The sequence below is a fragment of the Pantoea sp. X-Soil-OKNW-713 genome, assembly GCF_059730685.1.
The window spans coordinates 502,212-520,403 of sequence record NZ_AP035996.1 but is presented as its reverse complement, the minus strand read 5'-3'; the positions used below and the strand labels follow the sequence as shown (position 1 = coordinate 520,403).

15 protein-coding genes are annotated in these 18,192 nt (G+C 49.8%); 5 read left to right on the top strand and 10 right to left on the bottom strand.

From position 1 onward, the window contains the following. Window positions 1-14: 14 nt before the first annotated feature. The 5 genes from AC6I8R_RS22820 to AC6I8R_RS22800 all read right to left on the bottom strand — a co-directional run bounded on the left by AC6I8R_RS22820 (window position 15) and on the right by AC6I8R_RS22800 (window position 7,727). Window positions 15-1,070: a 2,3-butanediol dehydrogenase gene (locus AC6I8R_RS22820; protein ID WP_415174357.1), complete on the bottom strand. Its 1,056-nt coding sequence runs from the start codon at window positions 1,068-1,070 to the stop codon at window positions 15-17. Window positions 1,071-1,512: 442 nt separating this feature from the next. Beyond that, window positions 1,513-3,102: a diguanylate cyclase gene (locus tag AC6I8R_RS22815; RefSeq protein ID WP_497832983.1), complete on the bottom strand. Its 1,590-nt coding sequence runs from the start codon at window positions 3,100-3,102 to the stop codon at window positions 1,513-1,515. Between the two features lie 1,003 nt (window positions 3,103-4,105). Continuing rightward, window positions 4,106-5,116, bottom strand: coding sequence for a DUF1214 domain-containing protein (locus AC6I8R_RS22810; RefSeq protein ID WP_415174355.1), 1,011 nt, complete (start codon window positions 5,114-5,116; stop codon window positions 4,106-4,108). Between the two features lie 172 nt (window positions 5,117-5,288). Continuing rightward, window positions 5,289-6,554 (bottom strand): DUF1254 domain-containing protein, encoded by a 1,266-nt coding sequence (locus tag AC6I8R_RS22805; RefSeq protein ID WP_497833062.1) that lies wholly within the window; start codon window positions 6,552-6,554, stop codon window positions 5,289-5,291. Window positions 6,555-6,815: 261 nt separating this feature from the next. Beyond that, on the bottom strand, window positions 6,816-7,727 hold the full coding sequence (locus tag AC6I8R_RS22800) for a LysR family transcriptional regulator (RefSeq protein WP_415174353.1): 912 nt from the start codon (window positions 7,725-7,727) through the stop codon (window positions 6,816-6,818). Window positions 7,728-7,862: 135 nt separating this feature from the next. Between AC6I8R_RS22800 and AC6I8R_RS22795 the strand changes: the two genes are divergently transcribed. Both AC6I8R_RS22795 and nfsB read left to right on the top strand, forming a co-directional pair. Further along, complete coding sequence (locus AC6I8R_RS22795) at window positions 7,863-8,864, top strand: zinc-binding alcohol dehydrogenase family protein (protein WP_415174352.1); 1,002 nt, start codon at window positions 7,863-7,865, stop codon at window positions 8,862-8,864. 86 nt (window positions 8,865-8,950) lie between these two features. Then, complete coding sequence (gene nfsB, locus AC6I8R_RS22790) at window positions 8,951-9,604, top strand: oxygen-insensitive NAD(P)H nitroreductase (RefSeq protein ID WP_415174351.1); 654 nt, start codon at window positions 8,951-8,953, stop codon at window positions 9,602-9,604. A 60-nt stretch (window positions 9,605-9,664) separates the two neighbouring features. Here nfsB and AC6I8R_RS22785 read toward each other — a convergent pair whose 3' ends face one another. After that, on the bottom strand, window positions 9,665-11,833 hold the full coding sequence (locus AC6I8R_RS22785) for a hypothetical protein (RefSeq protein ID WP_497832982.1): 2,169 nt from the start codon (window positions 11,831-11,833) through the stop codon (window positions 9,665-9,667). A 300-nt stretch (window positions 11,834-12,133) separates the two neighbouring features. Between AC6I8R_RS22785 and AC6I8R_RS22780 the strand changes: the two genes are divergently transcribed. Beyond that, window positions 12,134-12,904: an ABC transporter substrate-binding protein gene (locus AC6I8R_RS22780; protein WP_415174349.1), complete on the top strand. Its 771-nt coding sequence runs from the start codon at window positions 12,134-12,136 to the stop codon at window positions 12,902-12,904. 53 nt (window positions 12,905-12,957) lie between these two features. After that, window positions 12,958-14,034 carry a DUF2817 domain-containing protein gene (locus tag AC6I8R_RS22775; RefSeq protein WP_497832981.1) on the top strand — a complete coding sequence of 359 codons (1,077 nt, stop codon included), beginning with the start codon at window positions 12,958-12,960 and terminating at the stop codon, window positions 14,032-14,034. A 98-nt stretch (window positions 14,035-14,132) separates the two neighbouring features. On the opposite strand, the gene AC6I8R_RS22770 is transcribed toward AC6I8R_RS22775, so the two are convergent. Next, a complete protein-coding gene (locus tag AC6I8R_RS22770) occupies window positions 14,133-14,906 on the bottom strand; it encodes a HalD/BesD family halogenase (RefSeq protein ID WP_415174347.1) in 774 nt (257 codons plus the stop codon). A 99-nt stretch (window positions 14,907-15,005) separates the two neighbouring features. Here AC6I8R_RS22770 and AC6I8R_RS22765 point away from each other — a divergent pair, with 99 nt between their 5' ends. Further along, the gene (locus AC6I8R_RS22765; protein ID WP_497832980.1) at window positions 15,006-15,938 is read left to right on the top strand and encodes a LysR substrate-binding domain-containing protein; all 933 of its coding nucleotides are present in this window, start codon (window positions 15,006-15,008) and stop codon (window positions 15,936-15,938) included. On the opposite strand, the gene AC6I8R_RS22760 is transcribed toward AC6I8R_RS22765, so the two are convergent. The 3 genes from AC6I8R_RS22760 to AC6I8R_RS22750 are packed head-to-tail and all read right to left on the bottom strand — an operon-like array spanning window position 15,904 to window position 18,187. Continuing rightward, window positions 15,904-16,791, bottom strand: coding sequence for an arginase family protein (locus AC6I8R_RS22760; protein WP_497830825.1), 888 nt, complete (start codon window positions 16,789-16,791; stop codon window positions 15,904-15,906). The genes AC6I8R_RS22765 and AC6I8R_RS22760 overlap by 35 nt on opposite strands. 17 nt (window positions 16,792-16,808) lie before the next feature. Next, a complete protein-coding gene (locus AC6I8R_RS22755; protein WP_497832979.1) occupies window positions 16,809-17,501 on the bottom strand; it encodes an ABC transporter permease in 693 nt (230 codons plus the stop codon). After that, window positions 17,498-18,187, bottom strand: coding sequence for an ABC transporter permease (locus AC6I8R_RS22750; protein ID WP_497832978.1), 690 nt, complete (start codon window positions 18,185-18,187; stop codon window positions 17,498-17,500). Before AC6I8R_RS22750 ends, AC6I8R_RS22755 begins: the two co-directional genes overlap by 4 nt. Between the last annotated feature and the right edge of the window lie 5 nt (window positions 18,188-18,192).

Below are 18,192 nucleotides of genomic sequence, written 5' to 3'. Positions count from 1 at the left end.
TGGCCCGAGGGTTATCACTGCGGTGGGCGCACCAGAATTTTGACCTGCTGTTTCTCTTTCACCAGCGCTTCAAATCCCTGTTCGACCAGGTCGGCCAGTTCAATACGTTTCGTCACCAGTTTGTCGGCCTGGAAGTAGCCCTGGGCCATCAGTTCCATCACCGCCGGGAAAATGTGGCGATAGGCAATGATACCTTTGACGCTACGTTCGCTCAGTACCACTTTGTTGGGATGGAAGGAGGCTTCGCCTTCCCAGATCGAGACGATGATGGTTTCGCCTTCGTAGGTGGTGCTGTCGATACATTGTTTCAGCACCACTGGAACGCCGGTCACTTCATAAGCCACATCCACGCCGCCGTTGCTCAACTCGCGGATCTTCGCCACGGCATCTTCTTTGCTGGGATCGATCACCACTTTGGCACCCAGTTCACGCGCTTTCTCTGCGCGCTGGGGGGACAGTTCCACCACGTAGATCTCGGCAGCGCCTGCGGCACGCAGTGCTTCAATCACCAGCAGGCCAATCGGACCAGCACCAAACACGGCGGCTTTATCGCCCGCTTTCAGTTTGCTCATGCGCACGGCATGCAACGCCACGGCCGCCGGTTCCACCAACGCGCCTTGCTCGTAAGAGAGGGCATCTGGCATACGGTGCACCATATGCTCCGCCACGGTGGTGAAGCTGGCAAAACCGCCGCCACCGCCGGACAGACCGTGGAAGCCGAGGTCGCCGCACAGGTTGTATTTGCCTTCGCGACAGGCCGGGCATTCGCCACAGGAGAGGATCGGCTCGACCACCACGCGGTCGCCGGGTTTCACTTTGGTGACACCTGCACCGACCTCAACAACCTGGCCGGAAAACTCATGGCCGAGGACGATAGGAGCGATGTCATGGCTGATTTTGTGGGGTTTTTCCACTGGGACGAAAATCGGACCCGCGATGTATTCATGCAAATCGCTACCGCAAATGCCGGTCCATGCGACTTTGATTTTAACTTTACCGGCAGTGACCTGGGGTTCTTCAATATCATCGACGCGAATATCGCGTGCTTTATACCAACGTGCCGCTTTCATATTGTTCTCCTTGAGGCTGGCATTATTTCTGTCCATTGCCACGCGGGTGGCCGGTGCAGAAGCTCAGCGTGGCTATAGCGAGAACTGTGCCAGGGTGAAGATGTAAGATAATTGATTGCTATTCAGTATGTTATGTTTTTTTTCGTGGTTCTGTATGTGTCTCATTGTGACAGGTGTAACAGCGACAGGTGTATCAAAAATATCTCATCTGCAAGGATTGTGATGCACATGGAGGGCATGTACTGGAAGAAGTGACGATTGTCGGCGTGCAGACAGGTTAAAGTGATATCGGCTTATGAAGACGGGATGCCAATAATTTGAGGGGGTTCTAAAAAAATCCCGCTCATGGCGGGAATCTGTGGCTATTAAAATATCTTTCGTTTGCCACGCATGCTGTGTGCAGCCAGCTCATAGAAAGTATGAACACTTAATTTAACTACAGCTAATAACCTCCCACAACGCCATACAGACTAAACCCTGTAGCGCTGGAAACGACAACTACATTGCGTCCAGCTCCCTTTGCCTCGTACAGTGCTTCATCTGCACGACGCAGCATGCCATCTCGGTTCCCGGCACAGTCATTCAGTGCTGCTACCCCCGCAGAAATGGTCATTCTTCCTACGAACGGAAAATCTGTAGTACTTACCACTTTACGAATACGTTCGGCTGTCTGTGCCGCATCCGTAAGTGATGTATACGGCAGCAACACAATGAACTCTTCTCCGCCAAACCGGCTGATAACATCACGCGTCCGGCATGTTCGGCGCATCAGGTCGGCCAGGCTTACAAGCACTTTATCCCCTGCATCGTGCCCATATCTGTCGTTTATATTTTTAAAGTGGTCGATGTCGATAGCCACTGCACACTGAACCATCTCGCCATCGAACTGTTTAGCAAGCACACTGAAACCGCGCCGGTTCGCGAGTCCGGTCAGCGGATCGGTCATGACTTCATCGTTGAGCTTCTCTATGTGTAAAGACACCACCTGACGATATTCCTGCATCGCTTCTTTAAGGCGATCGGCTTCATGATACCAGGCCTTCACAGATATGATGGATTCTGGCAAAGCATCAATGCCACCACTACGTACCATATCAGCAAGCTTACCCAGTGGAGAGGCTATGCTTCCGGCGAGAATGGCCATCAACACGGTTGTTATAGTGATAATGCCCAGCAAGAACCATAATGCTTTTTCAATCGTACGAATAAGGATTTCCCGGACTGTCTCTGAAGTACCCGAAATAAAAATATTCCAGTCGGTTTTCGTCAGACTGGCATAGCCCGTGAGCAAGTGCTGTCCGTTATATTCCATAGTGAAACGACCAGAGCGGGTAGTAGCCAGCCGTCTCTTCAACTCAGGACTTATTGCCAAACGCGTCCCCACACGCTCCGGATCTTGGTTGAAAATAACATCTCCGTTATTGCTCACTATGCTGACAACCGAGTCGCTGGAATAAAAGTGCTGACTTAGAATATCACTGAGCATACTCTGTTTTTTAAGATAAATTGTGCCGCCGATATAACCAAGGTATCCACTCTCAGGTGAGAAAAGGGGGTGAGAAATAAACACCACGTAATTACCTGATGCCGAGATATAGGGCGAAGATATGAAAGGCTTGTGAGTGGTGATAGCCTGTTGACTTGCCTCAGAACTCAGCTTCACGCCAACAAGATTAAGGCTTTCCGGCGAGGTGGCGGCGACAACAGCGTTCTGATTGACAACCACAACAGTGTTGAAAAATCCCGACTGAAGCCGAAGACGGTCAGTCTCCGCTTTCAAAAGATTGAGATCGGTAAGCCCTTTTATCTGACTGGCACTCCAGGCAAGTTCACGTTGGGCCGTGGAAAAATAACGATCGGTGGTGTCGGCGAGCTTTCGGGCATAAGCAATGTTATTTTCAAGAAGGGTGTCTTCAATATTTCCCTTCTGAAAAATCAGCAATGCTCCAAGCAGCAGGCAGGAGGTGAGTATTACGCCTCCGACAGAGAGTGTGGTAAGAAGTGTGCGGAGGCGAAATTTTCTCAGAAGCATGTTGGTGGAGTTTAATTGAAAATTTCCGTGAGTCTAGCATGCATCAGAAAAACCTGAACGAGAGAGTAGTCGGCAACAAGTATGCCGCGCAGAGGGATTGATTTGCTCTGGTTGTTAAAAAAACATGTTTTTTTAGCAGCTTACGCTTCACGCACTGATACAGTCAGTGAGCTTTTTATCACTTCATTGAGGGCGAAGATCTCCCGTTGAAAGTCACTAAGTATCTGCCGCTTCGTAACAGGTTATAGCCTTGCAGCACGGGCATTAATGTCTATCCATTTGACCGTTCAGCTTTTGTTGTCAATCAGTCTTTATTATTGATGGTGCAATAAGTGCCTAACCTCAAAGGATGTGAGTCACAGAAGGGCAGTATTTTATCTTAATGGAGGTTTAACTAATAAAAAAAGCCCGGATTTAGACCGGGCGGTATAATCTGTACCATTAACTCGGAACCAGCAAGTTCCTGTAAGTAACCATAGCTGGCAAGCATGAAATAATCAAATGACATTAATTAATTAACCTGACAAATAATTTTATTTGCAGGCGTTACTTTAATCAACATTACCAAATGCCCCGGTTGCTGAAGAGTGATTGATTCGTCAGATCGTAATCACCATGGCAATTATCCGAAATTCCTTCCCTTACGACATTTCGCGAATGCCTACCAGGAATCGCATTGAACTATTGATCTTGATATAGAATTTTAATGAATTTAAAACTTGCAGGGAATTCCGCGAAATGTCAGTTAATTAACGAATTTAAAAATCTGAAACAGCCACATGTGTGTCATAACGCAATACCATGAATTGACAAAATTTAAATGTTGTCTCTACTGATCGTTAGTGATGGCATGATTGTGAAGGTTAGATCTTGTGGAGGGGAACACAACCTGCGAAAAGCGCGTGTGGAATTTGCATCTTACAGGCAAGGAAGATAATACCTTTAACACCCAGGTTAATTCCTTTTAGCCTGTGGTGCTTATTTTTTTTTGACCTCAGTATCCTTATTTAATTTCGACGGGAGTTGGGACTGTATATGTACCATCAATCACTGACTCTCCTGGGCGATAAATACGCATGCCCAGATACCAGTTATCTCCAGGGGTCGGTAACCAGTTCTCAACATTTCCGCACTGTGCTTTAGGTCCGTAGTAAATCGTGAATTTTCCGTCTTTATCCATCTTGATATCACGATTACTTAGGTGCGAGTTTTCACTGTGCAAATATTTATCAGCCCCATACATAGTGAATGAGAAGAATCCACCTGGCTTGAAGTCAGGTTTATTGTAGGTCGCCTTGTAACATTTATTGCCACTCAGGCCAAAGTCTCGATAGATATAAACAGCATGCTCAGGGGGAAGTAGCCCAAGAGCTACGGATGCTCCCAGATTTAATTTCAGCGGGTCTACTTTCCCTCTGGCACCAGATGTTTCATTTAGGTTGGGTAATTTTGCTGCTTCTTTTTCATATTTGTGCCGTAACGCCATCAGGCTTTTCTGATCCCAGTCAACACGCTTGTATTCTTTGACTTTGGTTCCGGTAGGCCAATTGACGGAAATCTTGTCCTGAAGTTGGTGCACGTAGTTAATATCATCCGCGTCGTTTGGGTTGACCTGAGTGCGCACGACAATGGCGACAAATTCTGTCTGGGACTTTATATCAAATGTACCCGGTCCATAAAATACTTGATCCGTGTAGTCATCATTCTGCATGATCATTGCGGATTGATATCGGTCATCTTTCGATTTAGGTAATGTGATTGTTGTTCCTTTAGGAACATAATAGATACCGAAAGAATAAACCGTGTCGCGATTCATTGTTACAGCGGGTTGTTTATCTAAGGGGATAAGATTCCTGTCATGTCGGAATTTATTACTACCTACATCCTTTACGATATTTTGATAAGATAAATCAACTTCAGCTCTGGCATAATTCTCAGGTGTGACTTGCTGGGCTGCAATTGCGCTAAAACTTAGATTTAACCCAACAAAAACAACTGGCAATGTTAGTTTCATGATTATTCTCCCACGCTTGGTGATATTGGCTGGCTACTTTCACCTGGTGTCAATAATGAAAATAATGCTAATTGCATGTTATTGAATCTAATAAGAAACCAACTAACGGGTTTTGTGATGGAAGTATCAGTTTAACCTCAGTAAAGTCTGTAACTGAGGCGCGTCCGTTCTTTTATTTGACTACTTCCACTGTCGGGAATTTATATTCCCCATCCTGTATGGCTTTACTTGGCCCATAAAGGCGCATAATGATATAGGCGTCTTTTTCCGGAATCGGAAGCCAATTCGGGTTTTTCGGGTCCCCTTTGGCACTGAGTTCTATGGTGTACATGCCATCTGAACCTGGTTTGAGGGTACGGTCTCCTCGGCTGTGGCGATTAATTGTATTATGCGCCATCAACTTGTTATCAGTACCGTATATCGTGAATGACCAGAATTGACTTACATCAGGTGCTTTAAAATGCATACGGTATTTTTTACCGTTGGAACCATTGATAGTTTTCCCGTCAGACCCTTTAACTTCCTGTAGATATACGGACTCATCCGGTGGCAACCCCCACTGGCCCAGGTAAGTACCTTCCGCAAAAAGGTCTCGCTGGCCATTTTGTAACTGTTCACGGGTACCAAGCAATTTTCCGGCGTTTTGCATTTTGGGGGCCAATTCAGCCAAATAAGCCATACCCAGTTTTTCTCCTCGTTTTGCCGCATCCAACTGTTCCGTTGTGAAATCCTCTTTACAGGGTGCAATGCCAATATCCTTGAACTTATCAAGCCACTGTTTGTCCGTTGTGCCCATATCGCCTTCACACAACACAAAGTTCACGCGTTGCAACCAGTTAGTTTTTTCCGGATCGGGGAAAGTGCGTTCTTTAGGCTTCGGACCAGGTACGCCGAGATAGGCTGACAAGGTACGGATATTCCATTCATCCATATAATTAAGGGCTTTTTTCTCATCCTCTTTGCCGTTTGCCATTATGCGGCCCATCAGCTTAAGAAAATCAGAATCGACACGGATTACCTCCGTCACGCTGGCAGGCACTTCCCCTTTCCAGGAGCGGGCAGCAAACATAAAGTGTCCCCCTTTGGTGCCGCGCAAACGAGAGCCGATCATTGATGTGGTGTAATGCCCCATATCCATGGTATGTAAAATCCAGTAACGTCCTTTGTCCATATCCGGGATGCTGACAATGACTGGTTCTGCTGCTACATCCAGCCACCCCATAAGATGCAAGGTGTCATTATTGATGGTTGGGTGTGCAGTGTAGGTATCGTCTGCAATATGGCGAATGTTCTGGAACCGGTTCATCGGTGTATCCGTCTTGACCGCGGTTTCATAAAAAAACTTGTACGCTTCATCCATTGAGTACGCATAGATGAAAGCGTCTTCCGCATATTTATCAGGTATTTGCTGAGCGAGGGTAGTGCTACTTGCCATCATCAAAGCAAGGGAAAACATGGTTTTTTTCACGATAAATCCCCCTATTTGTAATAACTAATAAAGCGTAGTGAAAATTGCATACTTTGTGCCGGGGATTAAGAAATATTTCAGAAATTGTCATCTATACACAATCCGATGCTGTCCTGATGTGACAAGCGGGTATTTTGCATACCCTCTACGGGATATCAGCCATCCAAGTATCAGGCATTTTGGACAGCATGGCGTTAAATATGAGGAGAAGGTCAAATCGCGCAAACCCTTTCAGGCCGTTAATTGTTTGGTCAGCGCGCGCAGATGGGTGCGTAACACCTGATACAACGCGCGAATCGCCGGGGAGAACTGTTTGCGATGAGGGCAGATCAGATGCAGTGGGGTGCTTTCGCCAGGCTGGTGCGGAAGCACCACTTCCAGCCGCCCGGCCTGTACATCACCACAGACATCCAGCCAGGATTTATAGGCGATCCCCATTCCTGCCACCGCCCAACGGCGCGCCACGTCAGCGTCATCACATAATAAGCGGCTTTTTACCGTAATCTGACGACGCATGCCTTCCTGAGGAAAGGTCCATTTGTCATACACATGGCCGTTCATGACAAAGAGCAGGCAATGATGGTGGGCAAGATCCTCCAGTTTTTCCGGGCGGCCATGTTGATCGAGCCAGGCGGGCGCGGCCACCAGTACACGACGATTTTCCTCCGCCAGCGGCAGCGCGACGTAGCTGCTATCGTCAAGTTTGCCGTAACGGATGGCGATATCGACCGGATCACGGAATACATCACTGATCTGGTCGGAAAGGGACAATCGCACCGACAGGGACGGGTGTTCGCGGCAAAACTGGGTTATCAGCGGCAGCACGATATTGCGGCCGATATCGGACGGTAGCGCGATCTTGAGCTCACCGGACAACGCATCATCCTGGCTTTGCAAACTGTCAGCACCGGCCTGCATCAGTGCCAGCATCTCCTGTGCATAAGGCAGGTATTTCTCGCCTTCCGCCGTCAATCGCAGGCTTCGGGTGGAGCGAGCAAACAGCCGTTTATCCAACTCGCGTTCCAGGCGTTTAATTGCGGCGCTCACCTGGCCAGGCAACAGGTCGGCCTCACGCGCGGCACGGGAAAAACTGCCGAGCGCGGCGGAGCGTACAAATAAGGTCACATCTTCCAGTCGAATCATTGCATCATCCCAGCGACAGTGGATTTTCACTCTAAAAGTGAAAGTGTTGCTCTGCAAGTGGCGTTTTTAACCCTGCAAAGGCGGCGTAGGCTACGCGTTATTCGCTAAAACCCTTGAAGAATAAGGAACCTCAGCATGAAAGCCATTGTTTACAGCCAAAACGGTTTACCAATTTCTGATGAAAATGCCCTCTACGATCTCGATGTGGCGAAACCGCAGCCGGGTGCGCGTGACCTGCTGGTGAAAATTAACGCCATTGCCGTTAATCCGGTGGACACCAAGGTGCGTGCCGGTGCGCCAACCGATCAACCCCGCATTCTCGGTTGGGATGCGGTGGGTGTGGTGGAAGCGGTGGGCGAAGCCGTAACCTTGTTCAAACCCGGTGATGAAGTCTTTTATGCCGGTGATATCACTCGCCCCGGCAGTTACGCTGAATATGGCCTGGTGGATGAGCGTATCGCCGGACATAAACCGCAATCGCTGAGCGCCGCTGATGCCGCCGCACTGCCGCTTACCGCGTTGACCGCCTGGGAGTTGTTATTTGATCGCCTTGAAGTGCAGCCAGAAGAACATGCGGCGCTGCTGATTATTGGCGCAGGTGGCGGCGTAGGGTCGATGCTGACGCAACTCGCGGCGAAGCTGACCGGGTTAACGGTGATTGGCACAGCGTCGCGTCCGGAAACGGCAGACTGGGTACGTTCACTCGGCGCACACCATGTTATTGACCACCACAAACCGTTAGCTGAGCAGTTGGCCGCATCAGGCATTGCCGACGTACGCTATGTCGCCAGCCTGACCCATACCGACAGCTACTATCCACAGTTAATTGATGTGCTGGCTCCGCAGGGCAAACTGGCGTTGATTGACGATCCTGAGTCGCTGGACGTGGTGCCGTTGAAGCGTAAAGCCATCTCACTGCACTGGGAATTGATGTTTACCCGCTCGTTGTTCCATACTGCCGATATGCAGCGTCAGCATGATATTTTGCAGCAAGTCAGCGCGTTGATTGACGCAGGAACATTGCAAACCACCGCAGGTGCTCATCATGGCACCATCAATGCCGCCAATCTGCGTAAGGCCCATGCCTTAATCGAAAGTGGCCGAGCACGCGGCAAAATTGTGCTGAGTGGTTTTTAACGTATTGAAACACAATTCGTTAACCGCGGGGTTAGCGAAGCGGATAGGGTAGTGCCATCTCAACTGTGACTGTTCTGGAGAAGACTATGACGCTGAATGATGCCGTGGCGCGTCGCCATACGGTGAAAGCCTTTGCTGCGGGTAAAAACCTGCCGGATGCTGAGATCGAAACCCTGTTGAACGTGCTGCGTAACAGCCCGTCATCAGTCAATTCTCAGCCCTGGCACTTTGTGGTGGCTGCCACGGCGCAAGGGCGCGAGCAGATTGCTCAGTCGACCCAGGGGGCGTTCGTCTATAACGGCCCCAAAGTGCTGAATGCCTCGCACGTTATCGCGCTGTGCATGCGCACCGACCTTGATGACGCGCATCTGCAAAATGTGCTGGCGCAGGAAGAGAAGGATGGTCGCTTTCTGAAACCGGAGGCGAAGGCCGGGCAGGATAAAAGCCGTCGTGGCTATGTAGATATCCATCGCTATGAACAACGTGATATCCCGCAATGGATGGAAAAACAGGTTTACCTGGCACTGGGCGGCCTGCTGCTGGGTGCGGCAATGCTGGGTATTGATGCCACGCCAATGGAGGGTTTTGACCAGCGTGCGCTTGATCAGGCGCTGGGACTGCGTGAAAAAGGGCTGACCAGCGTGGTGCTGGTGTCACTGGGCTATCGCAGTGATGAAGACTTCAACGCGGCGTTACCGAAGTCCCGCCTGCCGCGTGACGAGATTTTCACTTTTATTTAATGAAAGTCGCCATCCAGGGAACTGGGTGGCGCGCATTTCTGTGCCGGGCAGAGACAACCGTCACAAAGGATAAAATTGTTGGACCATCTTGCGGATTTTTTCTCCTGACGCGGCACCTGGCAGCCAGGCACCAATTTTATCAGCCAAAATGGCACTGCATGGGAATGCATTCGAATCTCCTGGAAAAAGACACATTTTCCAGTGTTCTGCGGTTATTTTATCTATTATTCCCGGCCAGAATGCCACCAGGTCGTCGATAAGTATATCGGCCAACCTCCGTAACGCCTCGGGAGAGTCTTCTTCTATGCCACAATATCGCTTAGAGGACATTTCGGCGGCCATCCTTATCAGTAAAAGATAGGCGGCAACCTTTTTTTCGTTATCCTGGAGTTCGTTGCTTTTCTGCGCCAGTCGTTCCACGGTGAGAACGATCAGTTCATGGCGTAATTGTCTCGCGACTGCAACTGCGCTTTCTTCAGTGGCATAAAAGCGTCTCAGGACAGAACCTAACAAAAGTTGGTCATCGTGACCCGTAATTTTCATGGGGGCAGTGGATTTCCGGGTAAGCAGCGAAATCAGATGTTCTTTGATTTTCATAGCCCTGGCATTTTCATCATTGTTCCAGGCGAATTGAGCAGAGAACAAAAATGAAATAATCGGGGCGAGGTTCATACCGGCCCGACTCCATAAATCATGTAAGGCTGGGAAGTGAGTGAGGAAACTATGGAGTTTTTCCGGTGTGCAAGGGAAAAAGATGATTTTGTCTTCAGACTCAGGTTGATGCTTTAGCAGGGCATAATGCACCGGAGTTTGACTTTCAGTGATCAATAAGGAAAAATCGCTTGGGGAAATATACATCGATTCCCCATTTATATGGTTAAAGAAAATATTAGGGAAGATGTTTCCTTCATGGTTTGATTCGAAAATATGTTGTTCAATATAGGATTTTATTGCCGATACAGGATGGATTTTGAAGAATCTTTCTCGCAGGTCAGCATCTGTCCCAATGAATTGGTTCACCAGGAATTGATTGTGGATGAGATAGTTGTCATTTTTTTGTCTCAATAAATTTATTATTTCATTATGGAGTGTTTTGGGCAGCACTGACGTTTTTCCATAATCAGACAGCCATTTTTCTCGGAAGGAAATGATTAACGCTGAGTTCGCACATTTTTCGTTAAAGCATTGTGTAATGATGGATTCGCGCAGCGTAGCAGAACGCATCCATGCCTGTTGTAAACCAGCAATTGAACCGCTCCATTCCACAATTTGTTCTAACCAGTCAACCCAAATCGCGTCAATTTTAACGGTGTCCATAATTTTAAATAAAATTGCACCACTTCGTGAGTTATTGATGCTATCCAGGTAAAGGTCAATATTCTCATCATCTTTTACCATTACAGGACTGAGTCGGATGCTGCGAGGTTTATAATTTTCAGCAACCAAACCACTCAGGTCACTCATCTGTAAGAAAAGCAAGTTATCAATATTTGCATCAGTAAAATTGACATTGCTGACCAGCTTCACTTTATCAAACGTGAGGTTGGATGCTGTTATATTGGTAAAGCTTGTGTTCTCAAAGTTATAATATTCGTTATTGCATGTAAACTTGACATTCTCCAGTCGACTGCTGGTGAAGTTTGCGTTTTCTATACAGGTGTCATCATAGTCGACGATTATGATGTTTTTAAGCGAGCCATTAGAAATGTTGATATTGGAAAACTTCACATAATTCATTGTGGAAGGTTTTCCTTTATACAGTCCGTCAATGGTTGTTCCGATCCATAATACTTCACTCATAATAAACTTATGCCAATTTAAAGGCAGCATCCCAGCTTCAATGATGCTGTTCGTTATTTCATTTTTCTTGTTTAGAAAGGTAAAGCAATTAAAATGCATACCTTTGAAGTGATGCTTATTGAGCTTTACCACCCCCTTAAACCTTCCTGGTAGACCATTACCAATTGTGGAAAAATGAATATTGACGAAAATTCGTGTTTTTGTCTCTATTGGTAGAAATTTCTCCAGGTATATAATCAGATGCTTACCCTGCAACTCTCCATGCAAATAAATATCTATGTCGTCCAATCTGTCATCTTGAGTGACGTTGTTTGAGCCGGGCAGAGCTGAAACATTGGTTACCTGTGATACAGGCGTTGATGGTTGACGATTATCTTGTGATGAACAGGCAGGCACATTTACTGTAGGAAAAATTTTAATTCTATCCATGAAATTCGACCCTGAACATATTGTATAGATTTTATATCAACCATCCCTTTATCATCAGCTGACGCAGGCATTCGTGTTCTCAGGCTTATATATTAGACATCATACTTTTATTTGTGGTGAGAGTGGTATGATATTTTAATGATTAAGGAAAATTTAACGGCGTATAAAGCCAGGCTAACTGCCTGACAAATATAAGATTTTACTCTGAGTGGAACCGGGTAATTTGCTGGCGGGAATAACAACGTCATGTTATTTAATCTACATGTCGTGCTGAAACCCACCTGCATTTCGGAGTTTAAAATGAAAAAAAGCCTGTCCATCGCTTTACTGCTTTCGCTCACTGCATTTACCCACCTTGCTCAGGCGCAGCAAACTTTACGACTGGGTGTTGATCCCACATTCCCGCCATTTGAATCGAAAGCCGCCGATGGCTCATTACAGGGGTTTGATATTGACCTCGGAAACGCCATTTGTGCTCAGGCAAAGGTGAAATGCCAGTGGGTAGAAATGGGTTTTGACAGCAGCATCCCGGCGCTTCAGGCAAAAAAATTTGATGCGATTCTGTCCGCGATGGCGATGACCGATAAACGCCGTCAGCAGGTTGCATTTACCGATATGCTTTACACCACACCGAGCGCGTTGCTGGCACCTGCCGCCAGCAAACTGACTACCGATGTTGCCACTTTGCGTGGCAAAACCATCGGCGTAGCGCAGGGGACTATTCAGGAAACCTGGGCTAAAACCAAATGGGCACCGGAGGGAGTTAACGTGGTCTCTTATCCTAACCAGATGGAGGTCTACCCGGATCTGATCGCTGGTCGACTGGATGGTACCCTGAGTGATGCGGTTTCTGTCGAACAGGGTTTTCTCACTAAACCGGAAGGCAAAGATTACGTCATCAAAGGCACGGTGACAGATAAGAAGATCTTTGGCGATGGTGTTGGCATTGCATTACGTAAAGGGGACGAAGCCAATCTGAAAATGATTAACGCGGCATTGGCGGAAATACATAAAAACGGCACCTTCGACCAACTCACGAAGAAGTACTTCAAATTTAAAGTCTATCCCTGATTATCCATGTGACAGATGATCGCGCCGCTACGATCCGCAGGAAACCAAAAACCATGTTACTACCGCAATATTTACCCCAGCGTACCCGCTTCCTGACCGCCGCCGAACGCACAGGCGCGGTTATCTCATCCTACGCCCATCCGCTGCCAGGCCCACAAGGTGAAAACCTCTATACCGATGTGGCGTTGATTGGTCCGGCATCGGCTTCGCGACTGATGCTGGTGGTTTCCGGCACTCATGGCGTGGAAGGTTATTACGGCTCGGATTGCCAAATTGCCTGGCTGGAGGCGTTGGACGTCAATGCATTACCGGCAGACAGCGCCGTGCTGATGGTCCATCTGCTCAACCCGTGGGGGGCCGCGCATCTGCGCCGGGTCAATGAAGACAATATCGATCTCAACCGTAACTTTGTTGACTTCAACCAACCGCTACCGGCCAATCCGGACTACACGCAGTGGCACGATATCTACCACGGCGACCGCACCCGTGCCGACCAACTACTGACGACGGCGCTGGCGCATGACGGCTGGCAGGCGGTGAAACGCGTGGTGGAAGCGGGGCAATACGTTGCCGATGAGGGGTTCTTTTTCGGCGGCTATCAGCCGAGCTGGTCTTATCGCACCATGCAGACGATCATCACGCAGCATCTGTCACGGGCCACCACCATCCTCAGTTTTGATCTGCATACCGGGGCGGGGGCGTGGGGACATCCGATGCTGCTGTCGATCGCCGAACAACATTATCCGGCCCACGACTGGGGCAAAGATATCTACGGTGAGTGGCTGACGTTGTTGTTTACCGGTGCCGGGCGAGAGAGCGCAACCGGTGTGACCGCAACGGCTACCGGGTATCTGTCGCAATTTCTGCTGACCTCATTGCCGGATACCACCCTTCTACCGCTGGTGGTGGAGTGCGGTACCTATGCCGGAGAAGAGATGCATCAGCGGGTGCGGGAGGATCACTGGCTGCATCTGTATGGTGATCCTGCCAGCGCTGCGGGCCAGGTGATTAAGCAGGCGCTGGTGGAAGGCTTCTGGCCAGCGGATGCAGACTGGCGCGCGCTGGTGGCGTTTCGTACTCAGCAGATTTTTCTGCGAGGCTGGCGTGCGCTGAATACATCATTAACATGATGATTTCCCGGTAGCGGCGCGATTTATCGCGCAATCCTGTGCACGATGCAGGAAAAAGCCGCGCGATAAATCGCGCCGCTACGCAAGGGGTTATCGGTTTATAACCGTCCATAAAACGTCATACGCGCGGTTTCCGACAAGGCAATCCCTGGGGCGGTGTTATAAGCCAGCACCGCCAACATACGCGTCACCTCACCTTCGGTTGGGGTAACACGATGCAGTGAATTGCGACCACGAAACAGCACCAGATCGCCAGCGTCAATCGCCAGCGCATCCACCGGTTGACGTTGATCCAGCACGGCGGCAACGCCGTCATAGTTCATCTCACCGGCATCGGCGTCGCGCAGATCTTTCACGTACTGAAACACGCCGCCCGCCAGTGGTTTCTGCACCAGCAGCGTGATGGCAAACGACGAATTATCGAAGTGCCAGCCTAACTCCTGGCCGTGTGGCGCGTAGTGCAGATTGATGGATGATAGCGGATCGGCATAAGGATAGAGCGCCGCTTCGCCCAATACATCGCATAAAAACGACTGGAACAGCGCATCATTGTAAAGCAGGCGCAGGGGGGAATCCGCCTTAATGGCATCATCGGTGATACAGCCTTTGGTACTGATGACATCACGATTGCGAGGATGATCGGCACTCAATGCCTCATCAGGCTTCATCAGATAGACGTTATGTTTGCTGACGGTATGGTAAGCCAGATGGCGCTGCGCGTTACCTTCCTCAATGATCGCCTGTAAAGCGGCGGGCTGTAAAAATTGACGTAACACCAGCGCACCTTGCTGGTTGAGCTGCGTGCGACAGCGTTCACGCCAGTTGTGATCGGCCAGCGGATGCAGGTCCAGACGTACCAGAGACTCAGACATAGCAACAATTCTCATCATTAGCAGGTGTAATGCTACTCTAGCTGCGGCCTGCATAGCTGTGTAACGATAAATACTTAATACCCTGATAAGGAAGCCTTAATGCCTGCACAATCGCCGCGTTTGCCGAAAATCAGCGTCATCCAGTCATTTAAAGTGGCGGCCGAATTAGGCAGCCTGGCAAAAGCGGCTGCGCAGCTGGCGTTAACCCCGGCGGCGGTCAGCCAGCAGATTCGCCAACTGGAAGAACAGTTGGGCAGTGCGCTGTTTCTGCGCACACAAACTGGGGTGATGCTGACCGACACCGGGAAAGAGTATTTGCGCTATGTCACGGAAGCTTTTGATATCTTGCATCTCGGTCAGCAAAACATTCGCCATGCTGCTGTTGCCCCCAGACTGACGGTTTATGCGTTGCCAGCCCTGGCATCGAAATGGTTATTACCGCACCTGGCTGACTGGCGCGCCCACTGCCCTGATATCGATCTCTCGCTCCACGGCACCCACGCGCAAGTGGATTTCACCGCCATGCCTGCCGATTTTGTCATTTGTTTTGGTGAAGACCGTTATCCACAATTGGATAAGCAATGGCTGTTTCATGACGAGGTACTGCCCGTCGCCAGCCCGGCGCTCTTGCAGCGTTATGCCGCGGCTGACATCTTCAGCCACGCGCCGTTGATCCATCTCGACTGGGGCAATGAGGGGCGTTTTCTGCCGGACTGGCGTAGCTGGTTTCAGGCAAAAGGCAGGATAGAACCGACACCACAACCGGCGTTTAGCTTTAACCTGACCTCGCTGGCGATTGATGCCGCAGTGGCCGGTGCCGGATTGCTACTGGGACAGCGTCGCCTGATCGCCGCTGAACTGGCTCGCGGCGAACTGGTGGTGATTGACGAACTGAGCCTGCCCCTCAGTAAGCCGTACTTCCTCGCCTGGCCGCAGCGCACCCTGAGCCAACCCGGGAGCGAAGCCATGATTGGCTGGTTGCGTGAGTTGGGTGCGGCTAAGGGTTCTGGCTGCCGTACACCGCGAAGGTAAAGGCCAGATACGCGGCCAGCGTGGAGGTCATATCGCCGACATCTTTGGTTGGATTGACTTCCGTAATCGCCATCGCCGCACAATGGGGAGCCAACATACTCACCATCTGCAATGCCTGATCCGAGGTAATACCGCCCGGTTCGTGCGCACCTGCACCTGGCGCATAAGCCGGATCGACCGAATCAATATCGAAGGAGAGGAAAATATGATCGGCGTTTTTCACCCGTTCCAACGCTCGTCGTACCGTCTCTTCCGGGCCGATTTTCAGCACTTCGCGGGCGCTGAGGTGGATCAGGTCGTTGTCGTGTTTAAATTTGCCGGAAGCCGGGAAGTTGAAATGCCGTTCACACAGTTGAATACAATCGGTGGGGGCGATGCGTTCCAGCTCCAGTGAACGACGCATACCACTCGACTGGCTGTGGCGACCTTGCATGTCGCTCTCGTCCATCAGATCGAGATGCGCGTCAAAATGGATAATGCCGATACGGCCGGGCAGCGCATCATGCACACCCTGCGCCACCGGGAACAGCAGGCTATCGTCGCCGCCGATCATAATGGGAACCCGGCCAGCCGCAATGGACGCCATTACGGACGCGCGGGTCGCGGCAAAGGTTTTCAGGGTATCGCTGGGCACCACCGCCACATCCCCGCGATCCACCAGCAATTGCTCGCCCACCGTCATTTCACTGTCCGTTTCCAGACAATACACTTTTCCCTGCTGAATACGCATGTTGATCCAGCGTGCGCACTCGCGCACTTTGGCCGGTGCATAACGTGAACCCGGCCAGCCTAATGTGGCTTCTCCGTCAAAAGGGATACCCCACAAATCAAATTGTCGTGTGTTGGTTGTCATATTTTCCTCGATCCAGATTAACTACGCTTACCGTTGAGATAACCTGCGTAGCGTTTTTCAAAATAGCGGAATGCCATTACCAGAATCAGTGTCAGCACCAGATAAATTGCTCCGGCGGTGACATAGGGTTCAAACTGAATGTAATAATTCAGGCTGATATTACGCGCCACTCCAGTCACCTCCATTAATGTCACCGTGCTCGCCAGCGAGGTGGCGTGCAACATCATGATGGTTTCATTGCCATATAAGGAAAGTGAACGGCTTAACATCGCCGGAAATAATATTCTTCGCGCCAGTGTCGGGTAACTCATGCCGAACGCTTTAGCTGCTTCAATTTCCCCCGCTGGCAAGTGATGCAAACCGCCTGCGAATATTTCCGTGGTATAGGCGGCGGTATTAAGGACAAACGCCAGCAATACACAAACCAAAGGGCTGGAGAGCCACGGCCAGAGAAAACTGGCACGTAATAAATCGAACTGCGCCAGACCGTAATAAATCAAAAACAACTGGATTAATAACGGTGTCCCGCGAAAAGCGGTGGTGTAGAGAAAAATCAGCCAGCGCACAGGACGTGGTGCGCTGTCACGCGCCAGTGCCAGCAGCACCGAAATGACAAAGGCAATGACCAGCGATACCCCGGTAAGCAGCAGGGTTAGCGCGGTACCGTGCAGGTACATAGCAAGGTTATCGGCAATAATATCCCAGCTCATGGATTACCTCCACGGACCACCAGCGCATAACGCTGGCTGATACGGTGCAACGCCGCCACCGACAGCAGGGTAACGGCGAGATAAAACCCGGCCGCCAGCAGATAGAAGGTAAAAGGTTTACCGGTGGACTCCGCCGCCCCTTTGGCGCTAAACATGATGTCCTGCAACCCGAGTAACGATGCCAGCGCAGTCGCCTTAACCAGCACCAACCAGTTATTGGTAAAGCCGGGTAAGGCAAGGCGAATTAATTGCGGCAAAATAATCCGCAAGAAAATGGCGCGATGGGTAAAACCAAATGCCTGAGCAGCTTCAATTTCACCGTGGGGAATATTGGTTAACGCGTAGCGAAATGTTTCCGTCATATAAGCGCCAAAAATAAACCCCAGGGTAATCAGGCAGGCAATAAAAGGGCTGAACTCGATGGAGTAATTCAGCCCGACGCTTTCCATTCCACTATTTAACAGGGCGGGTACGCTGTAAAAAACCAGCAGCATCAGCACTAAATCTGGAATGCCGCGAGCCAGCAGGGTATAAGGCGTGACAATCGCCTTCACCCAGCGAATGCCGGATTGTTTTCCCAGTGCGCCCAGCAGTCCGAGAATGACAGATAATAACAGCGAGGCAAACGCCAGTTGCAGCGAAACCCATCCCGCATTCAGGACCATTAAATAGTAATTACCCGACATTGCCT

Bases quoted from the DNA above. Each gene is read 5' to 3' on its own strand.
- AC6I8R_RS22820 (WP_415174357.1), bottom strand. From the start codon at position 1,070: ATGAAAGCGGCACGTTGGTATAAAGCACGCGATATTCGCGTCGATGAT.
- AC6I8R_RS22815 (WP_497832983.1), bottom strand. From the start codon at position 3,102: ATGCTTCTGAGAAAATTTCGCCTCCGCACACTTCTTACCACACTCTCT.
- AC6I8R_RS22810 (WP_415174355.1), bottom strand. From the start codon at position 5,116: ATGAAACTAACATTGCCAGTTGTTTTTGTTGGGTTAAATCTAAGTTTT.
- AC6I8R_RS22805 (WP_497833062.1), bottom strand. From the start codon at position 6,554: ATGATGGCAAGTAGCACTACCCTCGCTCAGCAAATACCTGATAAATAT.
- AC6I8R_RS22800 (WP_415174353.1), bottom strand. From the start codon at position 7,727: ATGATTCGACTGGAAGATGTGACCTTATTTGTACGCTCCGCCGCGCTC.
- AC6I8R_RS22795 (WP_415174352.1), top strand. From the start codon at position 7,863: ATGAAAGCCATTGTTTACAGCCAAAACGGTTTACCAATTTCTGATGAA.
- nfsB (WP_415174351.1), top strand. From the start codon at position 8,951: ATGACGCTGAATGATGCCGTGGCGCGTCGCCATACGGTGAAAGCCTTT.
- AC6I8R_RS22785 (WP_497832982.1), bottom strand. From the start codon at position 11,833: ATGGATAGAATTAAAATTTTTCCTACAGTAAATGTGCCTGCCTGTTCA.
- AC6I8R_RS22780 (WP_415174349.1), top strand. From the start codon at position 12,134: ATGAAAAAAAGCCTGTCCATCGCTTTACTGCTTTCGCTCACTGCATTT.
- AC6I8R_RS22775 (WP_497832981.1), top strand. From the start codon at position 12,958: ATGTTACTACCGCAATATTTACCCCAGCGTACCCGCTTCCTGACCGCC.
- AC6I8R_RS22770 (WP_415174347.1), bottom strand. From the start codon at position 14,906: ATGTCTGAGTCTCTGGTACGTCTGGACCTGCATCCGCTGGCCGATCAC.
- AC6I8R_RS22765 (WP_497832980.1), top strand. From the start codon at position 15,006: ATGCCTGCACAATCGCCGCGTTTGCCGAAAATCAGCGTCATCCAGTCA.
- AC6I8R_RS22760 (WP_497830825.1), bottom strand. From the start codon at position 16,791: ATGACAACCAACACACGACAATTTGATTTGTGGGGTATCCCTTTTGAC.
- AC6I8R_RS22755 (WP_497832979.1), bottom strand. From the start codon at position 17,501: ATGAGCTGGGATATTATTGCCGATAACCTTGCTATGTACCTGCACGGT.
- AC6I8R_RS22750 (WP_497832978.1), bottom strand. From the start codon at position 18,187: ATGTCGGGTAATTACTATTTAATGGTCCTGAATGCGGGATGGGTTTCG.